General features: G+C 61.4%; 15 protein-coding genes. 10 read left to right on the forward strand and 5 right to left on the reverse strand.

The window, feature by feature from the left end; translation table 11 throughout:
• Nucleotides 1-5: 5 nt before the first annotated feature.
• Nucleotides 6-839: a MoaF C-terminal domain-containing protein gene (locus EAY64_RS00605; RefSeq protein ID WP_103522850.1), complete on the reverse strand. Its 834-nt coding sequence runs from the start codon at nt 837-839 to the stop codon at nt 6-8.
• 175 nt (nt 840-1,014) lie between these two features.
• Nucleotides 1,015-1,803, reverse strand: coding sequence for an enoyl-ACP reductase FabI (fabI, locus tag EAY64_RS00610; RefSeq protein ID WP_103522851.1), 789 nt, complete (start codon nt 1,801-1,803; stop codon nt 1,015-1,017).
• 330 nt (nt 1,804-2,133) lie between these two features.
• On the opposite strand from fabI, the gene EAY64_RS00615 reads away from it, so the two are divergent.
• The 8 genes from EAY64_RS00615 (at nt 2,134) to EAY64_RS00650 (ending at nt 10,789) form a co-directional block, all read left to right on the forward strand.
• On the forward strand, nt 2,134-3,921 hold the full coding sequence (locus EAY64_RS00615; RefSeq protein ID WP_103522852.1) for an extracellular solute-binding protein: 1,788 nt from the start codon (nt 2,134-2,136) through the stop codon (nt 3,919-3,921).
• A gap of 2 nt (nt 3,922-3,923) precedes the next feature.
• A complete protein-coding gene (locus EAY64_RS00620) occupies nt 3,924-4,973 on the forward strand; it encodes a microcin C ABC transporter permease YejB (protein ID WP_103522853.1) in 1,050 nt (349 codons plus the stop codon).
• Nucleotides 4,970-6,001, forward strand: a complete 1,032-nt coding sequence (locus tag EAY64_RS00625) for an ABC transporter permease (RefSeq protein WP_103522854.1) — start codon at nt 4,970-4,972, stop codon at nt 5,999-6,001. Before EAY64_RS00620 ends, EAY64_RS00625 begins: the two co-directional genes overlap by 4 nt.
• Before the next feature lies 1 nt (nt 6,002).
• Nucleotides 6,003-7,574: an ABC transporter ATP-binding protein gene (locus EAY64_RS00630; RefSeq protein WP_103522855.1), complete on the forward strand. Its 1,572-nt coding sequence runs from the start codon at nt 6,003-6,005 to the stop codon at nt 7,572-7,574.
• 157 nt (nt 7,575-7,731) lie between these two features.
• Complete coding sequence (gene trxA / locus EAY64_RS00635; protein WP_045847065.1) at nt 7,732-8,058, forward strand: thioredoxin TrxA; 327 nt, start codon at nt 7,732-7,734, stop codon at nt 8,056-8,058.
• A 122-nt stretch (nt 8,059-8,180) separates the two neighbouring features.
• Complete coding sequence (gene rho, locus EAY64_RS00640; RefSeq protein ID WP_103522856.1) at nt 8,181-9,437, forward strand: transcription termination factor Rho; 1,257 nt, start codon at nt 8,181-8,183, stop codon at nt 9,435-9,437.
• Between the two features lie 90 nt (nt 9,438-9,527).
• The gene (locus EAY64_RS00645; protein ID WP_059287586.1) at nt 9,528-10,166 is read left to right on the forward strand and encodes a trimeric intracellular cation channel family protein; all 639 of its coding nucleotides are present in this window, start codon (nt 9,528-9,530) and stop codon (nt 10,164-10,166) included.
• 14 nt (nt 10,167-10,180) lie between these two features.
• Nucleotides 10,181-10,789 carry a CoA pyrophosphatase gene (locus tag EAY64_RS00650; protein ID WP_103522857.1) on the forward strand — a complete coding sequence of 203 codons (609 nt, stop codon included), beginning with the start codon at nt 10,181-10,183 and terminating at the stop codon, nt 10,787-10,789.
• Nucleotide 10,790: 1 nt separating this feature from the next.
• Here EAY64_RS00650 and EAY64_RS00655 read toward each other — a convergent pair whose 3' ends face one another.
• Nucleotides 10,791-12,659, reverse strand: coding sequence for a sensor domain-containing diguanylate cyclase (locus EAY64_RS00655; RefSeq protein ID WP_103522858.1), 1,869 nt, complete (start codon nt 12,657-12,659; stop codon nt 10,791-10,793).
• Between the two features lie 131 nt (nt 12,660-12,790).
• Nucleotides 12,791-13,630: a carboxylating nicotinate-nucleotide diphosphorylase gene (nadC, locus tag EAY64_RS00660; RefSeq protein WP_103522859.1), complete on the reverse strand. Its 840-nt coding sequence runs from the start codon at nt 13,628-13,630 to the stop codon at nt 12,791-12,793.
• 107 nt (nt 13,631-13,737) lie between these two features.
• Between nadC and EAY64_RS00665 the strand changes: the two genes are divergently transcribed.
• Both EAY64_RS00665 and EAY64_RS00670 read left to right on the forward strand, forming a co-directional pair.
• Nucleotides 13,738-14,409, forward strand: coding sequence for an energy-coupling factor ABC transporter permease (locus tag EAY64_RS00665; protein ID WP_103522860.1), 672 nt, complete (start codon nt 13,738-13,740; stop codon nt 14,407-14,409).
• Between the two features lie 45 nt (nt 14,410-14,454).
• The gene (locus EAY64_RS00670; protein WP_103522861.1) at nt 14,455-14,835 is read left to right on the forward strand and encodes an MAPEG family protein; all 381 of its coding nucleotides are present in this window, start codon (nt 14,455-14,457) and stop codon (nt 14,833-14,835) included.
• A 13-nt stretch (nt 14,836-14,848) separates the two neighbouring features.
• Here EAY64_RS00670 and EAY64_RS00675 read toward each other — a convergent pair whose 3' ends face one another.
• Nucleotides 14,849-15,478, reverse strand: a complete 630-nt coding sequence (locus EAY64_RS00675) for an HAD family hydrolase (RefSeq protein WP_103522862.1) — start codon at nt 15,476-15,478, stop codon at nt 14,849-14,851.
• Nucleotides 15,479-15,500 lie beyond the last annotated feature (22 nt).

Genomic DNA, 15,500 nt, shown 5'->3' on the forward strand with positions numbered 1-15,500 from the left:
AGTCCTCAGTCGTGCAGCAGGTGGCTGGTGCGGTTGAGGACCTGCGCCTTTGCGCCCACCGGGAAATTGGCAATGGCAGTGAAGTCATTGCCCTGATAGCCGAAAATCTTGCCATCGGTTTTCAGTTGCTGCAGGTCGATCAGCACCACGCCCAGCGTGGGGATGATTTTCTCGCGCCAGACAAACAGGTAGAGCGCCTCGTCCAGCTTGAAATAATGGCAACGGTCCACATCGGCCAGCCCCTGTTCCACGCCTTGCAAGCACTGCCAGGTATAAAAATGGCTGTTCAGATAGATATGCTCGTAACACTCGGTGGGGCTGTAGCGGTACTGATTGCGCAGGCCGATCAACTCGTCGCTGACGTGGTGCAGGGCGGTGCTGGCCGTAAGCGGCTGATTCAGGCTGCCATGGGCAAACTGGCAGCGCACTGCGGTCAGCTCCTGACCCTGATTGACGCGACTGAAGGCGGATTGCCCCACTTCCTGTGCGCTGGGTAATTGGCCGGCGATGGCGGTAAACACGGTACGTTCAAGATCCAGCACCAGGCTGAGCGAGTGGCCATGTTGCTGGAACGGGATGAAATCCAGCAGCACGATGCCGGGGCGCAGGCTGCTGGCGCGGTAAGCGCCCTGGCCGACAAAGCCCTCGGCACTACCCTTGCTCATGGTTTCCAGCTGGCAATCCTGCTCGCCCACCTGCAGGCTGGCACTGCTGCCATCGGCAAAGTGCAGCACAAATTGCCGCCCTTGCAGGGCAGTACTGTTGGGAAGGATGTGGCTGTCCGGGGCGAAACCATCGGCCAGATCGCCGACGGGGATGAATACGGGCTGGCTGCTCATGCTGTTCTCCTGATTGGGTAAAGGCCCGATCAGTGTGCGAGAGCGGCACTGCTGACACCATCCACCATTTGGTTGAACCCGCCGGGCTCACCATGCAAAACGGGGCAGCTTCCGGTCAAGGAAGCCGCCCCGTGGCAGCGATGTCAGCAGCGCAGCCAAGCTGCGCCAGGATGCATCAGGCGTCCGGTACGTTCATCGAGTTGATGCTGAAGCCGGCATCAACATAGGTGATTTCGCCGGTAATGCCGGAGGACAGGTCGGACAGCAGGAAGGCGGCAGTGTTGCCCACTTCCTCGGTGGTGACGTTGCGGCGCAGACAGGACTGGCCGGCAGCAATCGACAGCAGCTTGGAGAAGCCGGAAATGCCGGCAGCAGCCAGGGTCTTGATCGGACCGGCGGACAGGCCGTTGACACGGATATTGTCCTTGCCCAGGCTGGCAGCCATGAAGCGTACCGACGATTCCAGGCTGGCCTTGGCCAGGCCCATCACGTTGTAGTTCGGGATGGCACGGATGGCACCCAGGTAGGACAGGGTCAACAGGGCGGCATTGCGGCCTTGCATCATCGGGCGGGCAGCCTTGGCCAGTGCCGGGAAGCTGTAAGCGGAAACATCGTGCGCGGTGTGGAAAGCTTCGCGGGTCAGTGCGTCCAGGAAGTCGCCTTCCAGCGATTCGCGCGGGGCGAAGGCAATGGCATGCACCAGGCCGTCCAGACCATCCCACTGTTTGCCCAGATCGACAAACAGCTGGTTGATTTCATCATCGCTCTGCACATCGCAGCGGAAAACCAGCTCGCTGCCGAAATCCTTGGCCATTTCACGTACACGGTCTTCCAGCTTGTCCACCACATAGGTGAAAGCCAGCTCCGCGCCTTGCTTGTGGCACGCCTGGGCGATGCCATAGGCGATGGAGCGGTTGGAGATCATGCCGGTAATCAGAATTTTTTTGCCTTGCAGAAAGCCCATTTGGAGTCCTTCTTGGTAGAAACAGGGGGGCATTATACCCAAGCCTGCGCTACGCTGTCGTGGGGATTGTCCGACAGCCGTCGTGCACGCGGCGGCAAGGCCGCGAATCGCGCGTCCGGCAGACGGTCGGAAAAAGGTTTATATCGTGGTAACAGGCCGTGTGCCACGGGCTGGGGCGTTCCGCCGCCAGCCGGAAACAGGCTATCCTGTCCACAATGCATGATTATCCCGTTCTGCCCGGGCTGGGCGGCAGACTGTTGCCGGCAGACGCAAAACGGAAAACCGCAATGATAAGCTAGTCATGATTAATGCGTAAGCAGTCACAACAATATGAAACAACAACATTGGCTAGGGGTTTTGCTGCTGCTGTGGGCTGCCAGGGGGATGGCTGCTCCGGCTCAGGCCATGGGCTATACCCCGAAATACGCCGCCGGTTTTACACATTTTGACTATGTCGAGCCGCAAGCCCCCAAGGGCGGGCAGCTGGTATTGCCGGCGCAGGGCAGTTTCGACACGCTCAATCCCTTTACGCTTAAAGGGGACAAGGCCGATGGCGTGCAGGCGCTGTTGCTGGATACCCTGGGCGTGTCCAGCGAGGACGAACCCTATAGCTGCTATGGCCTGCTGGCCGACGACATGCAGCTGGCCGCCGACAAGTTGTCGGTACGCTTTCACCTGAACCCGCTGGCGCGCTTTGCCAATGGCCGCCCGGTACAGGCTGCCGATGTGGTGGCCTCCTTCAATACCCTGACGCGCGACCCGGCGGCCACGCCGCTATACCGCGTCTACTGGGCCGATGTGCAGCAGGCGGTGGCGGTGGATGCCACAACCGTGCGCTTTGACTTCAAGCGGCGGAATTCCGAGCTGCACATGACGCTGTGCCAGTTGCCGGTGTTTTCCCGGCAATGGATTGCCGCCGGCAAATCGCTGGCCGATGTGGCCTTGCAGCCACCCGTCGGCTCCGGCCCCTATGTGCTGGAGCGCTATGACCTGGGCAAGAACATCAGCTTCAAGCGCAATCCGCAGTACTGGGCAGCCAGACTGCCGGTACGCCAGGGCATGTTCAATTTCGACCGCATCAGCTATCGCTATTACCAGGACGAAACTGCCCGGCTGGAAGCCTTCAAGGCTGGTGAATTCGATGTGTCGGCCGAAAACATGGCTAAACAATGGGCGCGTGGCTATGTCGGCCCCAAGTTTGACGATGGCCGCATCATCAAGAAAACCCTGCCGCACCAGCGCAGTGCCGGCATGCAGGGCTTTGTGTTCAATCTGCGGCGGCAGCAGTTTGCCGACAAGCGCTTGCGCCAGGCCATCAGCCTGGCCTTCGATTTCGAATGGGCCAACCGTAACCTGTTTTATGGCCAGTACCAGCGCAGCAACAGTTTTTTCACCAATAGCGATCTGGCAGCCCGTGGTCTGCCGGGGCCGGATGAGCTGAAGCTGCTCGAACCCATCAAGGAAAAACTGGACCCCGCCGTGTTCGGCCTGCCGGTGGAACCGCCGTTTACCGATGGCCGCTATGGCATCCGCCGTAATCTGCGGCAGGCGCGCCAGCTGTTGTTCGAGGCGGGCTGGCGCTACGAGGGCGGCCAACTGGTGGATCACCGTGGCCGGCCGCTACGCATCGAGTTTCTCACCTATTCCAAGGTATACGACCGGGTGGCCAGCGGCTGGCAGCAGAATCTGGCCAAGCTGGGTATTACCTTGACGGTGCGGCTGGTAGATCCGGCCATCTACCAGCGCCGGCTGAATGATTTCGACTACGACATGACGGTGGTGGTGTACGGCGCCAGCAATAGCCCGGGTAACGAGCAACTGGACTACCACAGCTGTCAGGCGGCGCAGACCCCCGGTTCGCAAAACTGGGCCGGGCTGTGCGACCCGGCGGTAGAGGCACTGCTGCCCAATTTCCAGCGGTTTGCCGACCGTCGCCAGTTGCAGGCGGCCAGCCGCGCGCTGGACCGGGTCTTGCGTGCCGGCTATTACCTGCTGCCCAACTGGTATCTGCCTTATTACCGCATGGCCTGGTGGAACCGCTTTGGCCAGCCGGCCAAGCTGCCTTTGTATTACAGCCCGACCACGTGGGCCATCGAAACCTGGTGGGAGAAGAAATGAGCATGTGGCGCTATATCCTCAAACGCCTGTTACTGATGATTCCCACCCTGATCGGCGTGCTGGCGCTCACCTTTGCCATCATCCAGCTGGTGCCGGGCGGGCCGGTGGAGCAGATGGTGCAGCAACTGGGCCACAGCGGTGTGGCCGGCGAGACGGTCAGCAGCGGCAGCCCGTATCAGAGTCGTGGTGGCCTGCAGCCGGAAGAGCTGCAGGCACTGCGCAAGCTGTATGGCTTTGACCAGCCGCCCTTGCAGCGCTTTGGCCACATGCTGGCCGGTTTTGCCCGCTTTGATCTGGGTGAGAGCTTTTTCCATCACCAGTCGGTGGCGCAGCTAATCCTGTCCAAGCTGCCGGTGTCGATGAGCATCGGCCTGTGGACATTTTTCATCACCTATCTGCTGTGCATTCCGCTGGGCATCGCCAAGGCGGTGCGCGACGGCAGCCTGTTCGATCTGGCCAGCAGCACGCTGATTCTGGTTGGCTATGCCATTCCCGGTTTCGTGCTGGGGGTGGCCTTGCTGGTGCTGTTCGGCGGCGGCAGTTTCTGGCAGCTATTCCCGCTGCGCGGGCTGGTGAGCGACAACTGGTCCAGCCTCAGTCTCGTCGACAAGCTGCTGGATTATCTGTGGCACATCGTGCTGCCAGTGACTGCCTCGGTAGTGGGGAATCTGGCGGTGATGACCATGCTCACCAAGAATGTGTTTCTGGAAGAAATCCGCCGCCAGTATGTCTACACCGCCCGCGCCAAGGGTTTGTCCGAGCGCGCCATCCTGTACCGCCATGTATTTCGCAATGCGCTGATCCCGCTGATTACCGGTTTCCCGGCGGCCTTTATCGGCGCGTTTTTTACCGGCAGCCTGCTGATCGAAACCCTGTTCTCGCTGGACGGGCTGGGCCTGCTGTCTTACGAGTCGGTGATGCGCCGCGATTATCCGGTGGTGATGGGCAGCCTGTATGTGTTCACCCTGCTGGGCTTGCTGGCCAAGCTGCTGTCCGATCTGAGCTATGTGCTGGTGGACCCGCGCGTCAGTTTCGATGGAGGTGAGCGATGAGCCATGCGCCCAGCCTCACTCCCGGCCAGCGCGCCTGGCGGCGCTTTTGCCAGCACAAGCGCGGCTTTTTCAGCTTGTGGCTGTTCTTGCTGCTGTTTGTGCTGTCGCTAGGGGCCGAGCTGCTCTCCAACGACCGGCCACTGGTGGTGCGTTATCACGACCAGCTGTATTTCCCCTTGCTGTTCGATTACCAGGAAACCACCTTTGGCGGCGACTTTGATACCAACACGGATTATCTCGACCCCTTCATCCAGGACCAGTTTGCCCGGCCAGGCAATTTCGCCATCTATGCGCCCAATCCCTACAGCTACAACACGGTCAATTATTTTGCCGACAGCCCCAATCCGGCGGCGCCGTCGGCCGACAATGTGCTGGGCACCGATGATCGCGGGCGGGACGTGCTGGCACGGCTGATCTACGGCTTTCGGGTATCGGTGCTGTTTGCATTGGCGCTGACCGTGTCCGGCACCCTGCTGGGGGTGCTGTTCGGCTCGCTGCAGGGTTTTTTCGGCGGCAAGTTCGATCTCGTGCTGCAAAGGCTGCTGGAAATCTGGGGCAGCCTGCCCGAGCTTTACCTGCTGATCATTCTGGCCTCGTTGTTCAAGCCCAGCCTGCTGTTGCTGTTATTGCTGCTGACGGTGTTCGGCTGGATGGGGCTGGCCGATTATGTGCGGGCCGAATTCCTGCGCAACCGCCAGCTGGAATATGTGCTGGCGGCCCGTTCGCTAGGGCTGAACAGCCTGCAGATCATGTGGCGGCATTTGCTGCCCAACAGCCTGACGCCGGTATTGGCCTTTCTGCCCTTCCGGGTGAGCGGGGCGATCCTGGCGCTCACCAGCCTGGATTTTCTCGGTCTGGGTGTGCCGTCCAGCACGCCCAGCCTGGGCGAGCTGCTGGCACAGGGCAAGGACAATCTGGACGCCTGGTGGATTGCCCTGCCCACCTTCGCCGTCCTCACCACCACCCTGCTATTGCTGATCTTCATCGGTGAAGGGCTGCGTGCCGCCATGGATACCCGGAAAGGCTGAGATGGAAACCCTGTTGACCATTGCCGCGCTCAATGCCCACTTTGGCCGCCAGCAAGTGTTGTCCTCGGTGGGCTTTAGCGTGGCTGCTGGTGAAAAGGTGGCGCTGGTGGGTGAATCCGGCTCCGGCAAAACTGTGACTGCCCAGGCCCTGTTGCAGCTCAATCCTGATGTCCGGCTCAGCGGATCCATCCGCCTGGCCGGTGAGGAGCTGCTGGGGGCCGGCGAAAAGCGCCTGCGCCAGATACGTGGCCGCGATATCGCCATGATTTTCCAGGAGCCGATGCATGCGCTGAATCCCTTGTTCACCATTGGCCGGCAAATCGGCGAAACCCTCACCCTGCATCTGGGGCTGACGGCGCGTGAAGCCCGTGCCGAAGCCATCCGCCTGCTGCTGCGTACCGGCATCAGCGAAGCCGCCGACAAGATCGACAGCTACCCCTTCCAGCTGTCCGGCGGCCAGCGCCAGCGCGCGATGATCGCGATGGCCCTGGCTTGCCGGCCGCGTTTGCTGATTGCCGACGAACCGACCACGGCACTGGATGTGACGGTGCAGGCGCAAATCCTGCAATTGCTGGACGAATTGCAGCAGGAGCTGGGCATGGCGGTGCTGTTCATCACCCACGACCTCAATCTGGTGCGGCGTTTTGCCGACAAGGTGGTGGTGATGCGCGGCGGCCTGGTGGTGGAAAGCGGCAAGGTGGCACAGGTGTTCCGCCAGCCTTCCCATCCCTATACCGCCGAATTGCTGGCCAGCCGGCCGGATGTGCTGGATGACGCAGCAGCGCCTGCCGCGCCGCCGCGGCTGCAGGTGCGCAATCTGGCGGTCAGCTATCTACAGAAACGCGGCCTGCTGCGCCGGCACGAGCAGACGGTGTTGCAGGATGTGTCACTGAGCGTGCCGGCCGGGCGGACGCTGGGCATTGTCGGGGAGTCCGGCTCAGGCAAAACCACGCTGGGCCTGGCCCTGTTGCGGCTATTGCCATGCCAGGGCGAGATCAGTCTGGATGATGTCGATTTGCAGGGCTTGCGTGGTGGCGCGCTGCGCCGGGCGCGCAAGGATTTCCAGGTAGTATTCCAGGACCCGTTCGCCGCGCTGTCGCCACGGCAGACCGTGGGCCAGATCGTGGCCGAAGGGCTGGAGCTGCATCAGCCGCAGCTCAGCCGTGCCGAAATCCGTCAGCAGGTGGTGGCCACCCTGGCCGAAGTGGGCCTGCATCATGAATTCATGGAGCGCTATCCGCATGAATTCTCCGGCGGCCAGCGCCAGCGCATTGCCATTGCCCGGGCATTGATTCTCAAACCCAAGCTCTTACTGCTGGACGAACCCACCAGTGCGCTGGATGCCACCTTGCAAAAACAGGTACTGCAGCTGTTGCGCAGCCTGCAGCGCAAATACGGCCTCAGTTATCTGTTCATCAGTCATGATCTGGCGGTGATCCGCGCGGTAGCGCATCAGGTGCTGGTGTTGCAGGGCGGGCGGGTGGTGGAGCAGGGCGATGCTGCCCAGCTGTTCGCTGCGCCACAGCAGGCCTATACCCGCCAATTGCTGGCGGCGGCCTTGCCGGACTCTTGAAAAGCGCCGCTGGCGCTCCCATTGTCTATGGATGGCCGTGGCTGACCGCACTGCGCAGGCCGGCAGAGCGGCAAAACCGCGGTTGCCCCGCAGGCAGTCAATTGTTAACATCAGCGGTTAACGACACTGCAAACCACCCCGAATACTAGAGGAAGCCATGAGCGATCTTATCCTGCACGTAACCGACGACTCCTTTGAACAAGACGTCCTGAAGGCCGATGTGCCGGTACTGGTCGACTACTGGGCGGAATGGTGCGGTCCGTGCAAGATGATCGCCCCCATCCTGGACGAAGTGGCCAAGGAATACGCCGGTCGCCTGAAAGTGGCCAAGCTCAACATCGACCAGAACGAGCTGACCCCGCCGAAATTCGGCATTCGCGGCATCCCGACCCTGATGATTTTCAAGGACGGTCAGGTTGCCGCCACCAAGGTGGGCGCACTGGCCAAGAGCCAGCTGGCCGCCTTCATTGACAGCCACATCTAAAGCGTCTATTCTCGACTGAACATTCTTCAAGCAGGCGGCGCATCAGCCGCCTGTTTCGTATCCGCATCTACACCCCACAAACAGCGTTCTGCTCAATCTTTACGAGTCGACCAACGGCCGCTATGCATTTATCTGATCTCAAACACCTTCATGTATCCCAGCTCGTGGAAATGGCTATTTCCAACGAGATCGAGGGCGCGAACCGCCTGCGCAAACAAGACCTCATTTTTGCGCTTCTGAAAAACCAGGCCAAAAAAGGCGAAAGCATCTTCGGCGAGGGCACCCTGGAAGTGCTGCCGGACGGTTTCGGTTTCCTGCGCAGCCCGGATACCTCGTATCTGGCTGGCCCGGATGACATCTATGTCAGCCCGTCGCAGATTCGCCGCTTCAATCTGCACACCGGGGACTCCATCGAAGGCGAGATCCGCACCCCCAAGGATGGCGAACGCTACTTCGCCCTGGTGAAGGTGGACAAGGTCAACGGCGAGCCGCCGGAAAACTCCAAGCACAAGATCCTGTTTGAAAACCTCACGCCGCTGTTCCCGACCGAGCAATTCAAGCTCGAGCGCGACATCCGCAGCGAGGAAAACATCACCAGCCGCATCATCGACCTGATTGCCCCCATTGGCAAAGGCCAGCGCGCCTTGCTGGTGGCACCGCCCAAGTCCGGCAAGACGGTCATGCTGCAGCACATCGCGCATGCCATCACCACCAATCACCCGGAAGCGGTGATGATTGTGTTGCTGATTGACGAGCGTCCGGAAGAAGTGACCGAAATGCAGCGCTCGGTAAAGGGCGAGGTCGTATCCTCCACCTTCGACGAGCCGGCCACCCGCCACGTGCAAGTGGCTGAAATGGTGATCGAAAAAGCCAAGCGTCTGGTCGAGCACAAGAAAGATGTGGTCATCCTGCTGGACTCGGTGACCCGTCTGGCCCGCGCCTACAACACCGTGGTACCGGCCTCCGGCAAGGTGCTGACCGGTGGTGTGGATGCCAACGCCCTGCAGCGCCCCAAGCGTTTCTTCGGTGCTGCCCGTAATGTGGAAGAGGGCGGCAGCCTGACCATTATCGCCACCGCGCTGATCGATACCGGCAGCCGCATGGACGATGTGATCTACGAAGAATTCAAGGGTACTGGTAACTGCGAAATCCATCTGGATCGTCGCATGGCAGAAAAGCGCATTTTCCCGGCACTCAACATCAACCGTTCCGGTACCCGTCGCGAAGAACTGCTGGTGCCGCAAGACCAGCTGCAGCGCATCTGGGTATTGCGCAAGCTGCTGTACCCGATGGACGACATCGAGGCGATGGAATTCCTGCAGGACAAGATCAAGGCCACCAAGTCCAATCTGGCCTTCTTCGACTCCATGCGCCGCTAAGCCGGCAAGAACGGCATTCTGCGGAATGCATAAGCAAAACCCGACGCCGGGCCTGACAAGGTCTGGCGTTTTTGTTGATGATGGTCTGTGATGGAAATCAGTAGCCGCTTTTTTCAGATGGAAGTGTTTTCCGCCCTGGGTACGGTTGCCTTTGCCTTTTCCGGTTATCTGATCGGCGTGCGCAAGCAGCTGGACCTGCTGGGCATCGTGGTGGTGGCCCTGCTCACCGCCATTGGCGGTGGCATCATCCGCGATGTGCTGGTGGCCAGGGTGCCGCTGGTGTTTTTCGATTACACCAGTCTGGCCATCATCGCCGCCACCTTGCTGGTTTCGGCGCTGTTACGCCTGCACCGCCGGCAAAGCCGCACGCTGGAGCGGCTGTTCATCATCGCCGATTCGCTGGGGCTGGTGGCCTTCAGCATCACCGGCGCGCAGGTCGGGCTGATGTATGACCTGAACGCTTTCGGCGTGGTATTGCTGGGTTTCATCACCGCCGTCGGTGGTGGCGTGGTGCGCGACATGATGGTGAATGACATTCCCTTCATCCTGCACAAGGATTTTTACGGAACGGTGTCCATACTGGTAGCAGGTGGACTATTTGTGCTGGACCAGCTGACCTGGGTCAGTACCTTGCTGTTGCAGCTGTTGTTTCTGGGTGGGCTGGCGCTGCGTCTGTTTGCACACTGGAGCGAACTGGCCCTGCCCAAGATAGGCCCGCACACCAAATAAGAAGGATGACAGCCATGTGGCCGGCGGACAGAGAAAAAGCCCAGGACTGGATACGCCAGCGCCTGGCCGGTTTTGTCTTTGATGGACAGGCGGGTGACATTCCCTGGCGCGGGGTACAAGAGGGCCAGCGACCGGCCGCAGTGCTGGTGCCGCTGGTCTGGCACGATAGCGGCCCCACGGTGCTGCTGACCCGGCGTACCGAGTCCTTGTCGACGCATGCCGGCCAGGTGAGTTTTCCGGGTGGCAAGGTGGATGCCGAGGACAGTTCGGTCATCGCCGCCGCCCTGCGCGAAGCGCGCGAGGAGATCGGTCTGGCGGAAGAGCAGGTGGTGGTGCTGGGCACTTTGCCGCAGTACGTGACCATCACCGGCTTTGTGGTGACGCCGGTGGTGGCCATGCTGCAGCCGCCCCTGCAGCTGCGTCCGGAGCCGGGCGAGGTGGCCGAGGTGTTCGAGCTGCCGCTGCAGCTGGCGCTGGATGGCCGGCAGTATGAAAAGCACAGCTATGTGCGCGATGGGGTGGCCGGGCATTATCTGGCCATGCAGTGGCAGCAGTTCACCATCTGGGGGGCGACGGCGGCCATGTTGCGCCTGCTGTCGCAGGCGCTGGAGGCGTCCCGCTGAACTACTCGGCGTTGCCGTCGCTCAGCATCAGGTCGCGCCCGGCCATTTTGGCCTGATAGAGCAATTTGTCGGCGCGGCTGAGCATGCCGGATGGGGTGTCGCCGGGGCGCCAGTCGGTAATGCCGCCGCTGAAGGTGACTTTCTCGTCGGTAAAAGGGAACACCGTGCTGGCCAGCACCTGCTGCACCCTTGCCATGACTTTTTCCGCATCGCGCAAGCGGGTGCAGGGGAAAATCACCAGGAATTCCTCGCCGCCGATACGGGCGCACACATCGGTGCTGCGTGTGCAGTCCACCGCGGCATTGGCCACGGCCAGCAGCACATTGTCACCTGCCTGATGGCCAAAGCTGTCATTGAATTGCTTGAAGTGGTCGATATCGAACACGGCCACCGACATCGGCTGGCTGTAGCGTTCGCAGCGCTGTAATTCTTCCTTGAGGGTCTGGTCGGCATGGCGGCGGTTGCTCAGCCGGGTCAGCGGATCGGTAATGGCCATCTCGTTCAGCAGGCGGTTCTTGTCTTCCAGTTCGTTTTCCAGGGCCTTGCGTTCGGAAATGTCGTAGAGGGCAATCAGTGCCGCCGGAATCTGCTGCTGCGGCATCAGCTCTACCGAGACGATGGCCCACAGCTTGCTCTGGTCGGCGCGTTCCAGTTCGGCCTCACGGTTGGAGACGATTTCGCCACTGCGCAGCCAGTCGCAGACCGGGGCCAGTTGTAGTGGCAGATCCAGCATGGCTGACTGGCCATCGGCACGCTGCGGGGCTGCCGGCAGCTGCAGCATGTCGCGTGCTGGCGCGTTGGCACGCAGGATGCGCAGGGTGTCGGTGGCCACCAGCAGCAGCGCCACCGGCGCGGTGTCCAGGGTGAGCCTGGCCAGCTCCTCGCTTTCGCGTATGCGTGCGGCGCTGGCAGACAGCAAGCGGTTCTGGCGGATGCTGGCCAGATGGTTGCGCAGGGTCAGCATGGTCAGGCCGGCGGTAAACAGCCAGGCCAGAATGGCCAGCGTGGCCTTGTCGTTGTAGGCGCGGGTGAAATCGCGTTCGGCAATGCCCACCACCACGCGGAAGGGAAAGCCTTCCATCAGGCGCGAGCTGTAGAGCCGCATTTCCTGATCCAGGATGGAAGGGGCTCGGAACTGCAGATAATTGTCGTGACGGTCCAGCACTTCCGTGCTTTGCAGCTCGTTCAGCGCCTGTTCGGTCCTGCCTGTCTGGGCCGGCCAGCTGGCTTGCAGCACCTGGCGCTGATCCAGCACCAGGATTTCACCGAAACGTCCTACCGGCAGCTTGGCTACTTCGGCCTGAAAGAAATGCCTGTCCAGCACGCCCACCACCATGCCGATGGCCTCGTCATCCTGATTCAGCAGCTTTTGCACCAGCACGATGCCATCCTGTCCCTGCTCCTGGCGGGTGGAGGTAAAGCTGTTGTCCTGGCTGCCATTGCGGTGATACCAGCGGCAATAGTCGGTTTTCAGCTGGGAGGATGGGCTGTGTTTCTTGCTGGAATATAGCAAGTAGCAGGAGCTATCCAGAATGTCGATCTGCTTCAGGTAAGGCATCTGGCGCAGCTTGCTGCGCATCTGCACGTCGATACGCTCCTCTTGCTCCTGCGACAGCATGTGCTTGTTCAGCAGCAGCTGCACCAGATTGCTGTCGCTGGCACTTTTCAGGATCAGGCTGGTTTCACGCAAGCCGGACGATAGCCGCTCTTCCAGTAGCTCGGACAGGCCGGCCGCCTGGTTGCGTGCCTCGCTCTCGCCCTGGCGGCGGGTTCCGGCCAGGTCGAGCACGACCACCAGCAAGGTGCTGGCCAGAAAGATCGCCGCCAGCCATTTGGCGCGCTTGCCCTTTGCCTGTTGTTGCTTGCGCAAGATGTACTTTTCCCCGTTTGAATGATCGCGGCCTGCATGGCCGTCTGACTGGTATGCTCTATCCGGTATACCTCGTAAATCCGTAAATGGACACTTTTCCGTTGAGCACCTTGCCTGCCGCCCTGCGGGCCTCAATGCTGAAAGCGCATGGACAGGTCGATGGCCTGGATATCCTTGGTGAGCTTGCCGATGGAGATGCGGTCGACCCCGGTTTCGGCGATGGCGCGCACGCTGTGCATGTCCACGCCACCTGAGGCCTCCAGCAAGGCGCGACCGGCGCTTAGCGCCACGGCGGCACGCATGTCGTCCAGCGACATATTGTCCAGCAAAATGAGTTTGGCACCGCCATCCAGGGCCTGTTGCAGCTCGTCCAGGTTTTCCACCTCGATCTGCAGCGTGACGCCGGGGGGAATGAGGCGGAAAGCCTGCTCCAGCGCCTGGCGGATGCCACCGGCGGCCATGATGTGGTTTTCCTTGATCAGGATGCCGTCGTACAGGCCGATGCGCTGGTTGTCGCCACCGCCCACGGTGACCGCGTACTTCTGCGCCAGACGCAGGCCGGGCAGGGTTTTGCGGGTATCCAGAATGCGGGCGCGGGTGCCGGCCACCACATCCACATAGCGGCGGGTCTGGGTGGCCACGGCCGACAGGGTTTGCAGGAAGTTGAGCGCAGAACGTTCGGCCGTGAGCAGGGCGCGGGCCGGGCCGCTGATTTCGCACAGCACGCTGCCGGCAGCAATCTTGCGGCCTTCGCGGACCTGCCAGATGACGCTGCAGCGTTCATCAACCTGGCGGAAACACTCTTCAAACCACGCCTTGCCGCACAGGACGGCCTCTTCGCGCAGCACGACGGTGGCACAGCCTTCCTCGGCCTGCTCGATCAGCTGGGCGGTCCAGTCGGCCTGACCAATATCCTCGGCCAGCGCAATGCTGACCTGTTGGGCGATAAGGTGGTGGGCTGGCTGCTTCATGTCGGAACCCTGATGGCAAAAGCGCTATTGTACCCAGCCATGCCGGTGCTGTGGGGCTAATCGTCGCGGTGGTATCATGCGCAACACCTTGTCGGGCTGGAGTATTCATGGATTTGCCTGCTGTGTTGTTTCCCCTGTGGCTGCTGTGGACGGCGGCGGCCGTGGCCGGGCTGGTGCTGGGTTTTGCCGCCACCCGGGTGCGCTGGCGTCAACTGGATGCCGCTGCCTGTAATGCCTGGATGGGTGCCGTGGTGTTGCTGCTGGGTCTGTGGCTGATGAAGGGCGGGCTAAAGCCTGGCCTGTCTTTCCACTTGCTGGGCGCCACGGTGCTGACCCTGCTCATGGGCCCCTGGCTGGCCTTGCTGGCCATGGCGCTGCTGTTGCTGGCCCTGGTGGCTGGCGGCCATGGCGACCTACCGGCGATGGGGCTGAACTGGGTGCTGGCCGCTGCGCTGCCGGTGGCGCTCAGCAGCCTGCTGTTGCAGCTGGCGCGGCGGCATCTGCCGGCCCAGCTGTTTGTCTATGTTTTCCTCAATGCCTTTGTCGCGGGTGGGCTCAGCCTGTTTCTGAGCGGTGCCGCCGGCATGCTGGCGCTGGGGCTAGGCGGTGCTTACGCGGCGGACTATTTGCTGGAAGAAGCGCTGCCGTTTTATTTTTTGCTGTCCTGGTCCGAGGCTTTCATCAGCGGCCTGGTGATGGCCATTCTGATCGTTTACCGGCCGCAATGGGTTGCCAGCTTCGATGACGCGGCCTATCTGGGGCGCGGACCGGAAATCTGAGCCGGCTGCTGGCCGATGAATCACCCTTTTTCAGGAGAAACAGTCATGCCTTTTGCCCTGTGGAGTATCTTGCTGGTGTCCTTGCTGCCGCTGTTGTGGACCTTGCTGGCCAAGGCAGGTATCCCGTATGACAACCATCGACCACGGGTCGGTCTGGCGGCGGCCACAGGCTGGCGCCAGCGTGCCAACTGGGCGCAGCAGAACGCCTGGGAGGCTTTCCCCAGCTATGCCGCAGCCATGTTGCTGGCCTGGATGATGAAGGTGCCGCCAGCTCGACTGGATCTGCTGGCCGGACTGTACCTGCTGCTGCGGCTGGGGCATGGCCTGTGTTATATCGCCGATCAGGCCACACTGCGTTCGCTGTGCTGGCTGGGGGGCATGGCCATGGTGGTGCTGCTGTTTGTCAGTGCGGCTGGCGTGTTTTAAGCACAGATAGACATCAAGTGCTTAGCAGGCCTTGTGCCTGCAAAGCCTGTTGCACTGCCGGCAGGCCCACGGTGTGAAATGCCTGCCAGCCGGCTTGCCGGGCCGCCTGTACGCATTCGATGTTGTCATCGAAAAACACGATGTGCCCTGCTGCCACTTGCAGTGCTTCTTGCACGTAGCGATAAGCGGCGGCATCCGGCTTGCGCAGGCCGATCAGGTGGGAGGCAAAGCAGGCTTCGAAGTGCTGCAGCACATCGAATTCGCGTTCGATCTTGCCCCAGTGCAGGGCATTGTTATTGCTCAGCACGGCCAGCCGGTAGTGCTGGCCCAGCTGCTGCAGCAATGTATGGGCGCCGGCAAACGGCCCTTGCAGCCAGTCGTCCAGCGCCTGCAGCATGGCCTCGCTGCTGATGCCCAGTTGCAGCTTGTCTGCCATCAGTGCGGCGAACTCTCGCGGTGTGGCCCGGCCGGTGTCCAGCAGGGCCACCTCTGGTGTGTGTAGCCAGAATTGTCTGGCCTGTTCGCGGCTGAGACGGCCTTGCGACAGCGCCATCAGTGGATCGATGCCGTTCCAGTCCACCAGGACACCACCCAGATCGAAGACCAGTACCGGCGCGTGTTGCAGTGTTTGTGTCTGTTGCATGATGGTTCGCTTTGTCGTGGCC

Source organism: Aquitalea palustris, assembly GCF_003693445.1.
Classification (GTDB): Bacteria; Pseudomonadota; Gammaproteobacteria; order Burkholderiales; family Chromobacteriaceae; genus Aquitalea; species Aquitalea palustris.

Excerpts from the sequence above, each read along its gene's own strand:
- EAY64_RS00665 (WP_103522860.1), top strand. The coding sequence starts at position 13,738 with ATGGATTTGCCTGCTGTGTTGTTTCCCCTGTGGCTGCTGTGGACGGCG.
- EAY64_RS00645 (WP_059287586.1), top strand. The coding sequence starts at position 9,528 with ATGGAAATCAGTAGCCGCTTTTTTCAGATGGAAGTGTTTTCCGCCCTG.
- fabI (WP_103522851.1), bottom strand. The coding sequence starts at position 1,803 with ATGGGCTTTCTGCAAGGCAAAAAAATTCTGATTACCGGCATGATCTCC.
- EAY64_RS00650 (WP_103522857.1), top strand. The coding sequence starts at position 10,181 with ATGTGGCCGGCGGACAGAGAAAAAGCCCAGGACTGGATACGCCAGCGC.
- EAY64_RS00605 (WP_103522850.1), bottom strand. The coding sequence starts at position 839 with ATGAGCAGCCAGCCCGTATTCATCCCCGTCGGCGATCTGGCCGATGGT.
- EAY64_RS00620 (WP_103522853.1), top strand. The coding sequence starts at position 3,924 with ATGTGGCGCTATATCCTCAAACGCCTGTTACTGATGATTCCCACCCTG.
- trxA (WP_045847065.1), top strand. The coding sequence starts at position 7,732 with ATGAGCGATCTTATCCTGCACGTAACCGACGACTCCTTTGAACAAGAC.
- EAY64_RS00670 (WP_103522861.1), top strand. The coding sequence starts at position 14,455 with ATGCCTTTTGCCCTGTGGAGTATCTTGCTGGTGTCCTTGCTGCCGCTG.
- EAY64_RS00615 (WP_103522852.1), top strand. The coding sequence starts at position 2,134 with ATGAAACAACAACATTGGCTAGGGGTTTTGCTGCTGCTGTGGGCTGCC.
- EAY64_RS00675 (WP_103522862.1), bottom strand. The coding sequence starts at position 15,478 with ATGCAACAGACACAAACACTGCAACACGCGCCGGTACTGGTCTTCGAT.
- nadC (WP_103522859.1), bottom strand. The coding sequence starts at position 13,630 with ATGAAGCAGCCAGCCCACCACCTTATCGCCCAACAGGTCAGCATTGCG.
- rho (WP_103522856.1), top strand. The coding sequence starts at position 8,181 with ATGCATTTATCTGATCTCAAACACCTTCATGTATCCCAGCTCGTGGAA.
- EAY64_RS00625 (WP_103522854.1), top strand. The coding sequence starts at position 4,970 with ATGAGCCATGCGCCCAGCCTCACTCCCGGCCAGCGCGCCTGGCGGCGC.
- EAY64_RS00630 (WP_103522855.1), top strand. The coding sequence starts at position 6,003 with ATGGAAACCCTGTTGACCATTGCCGCGCTCAATGCCCACTTTGGCCGC.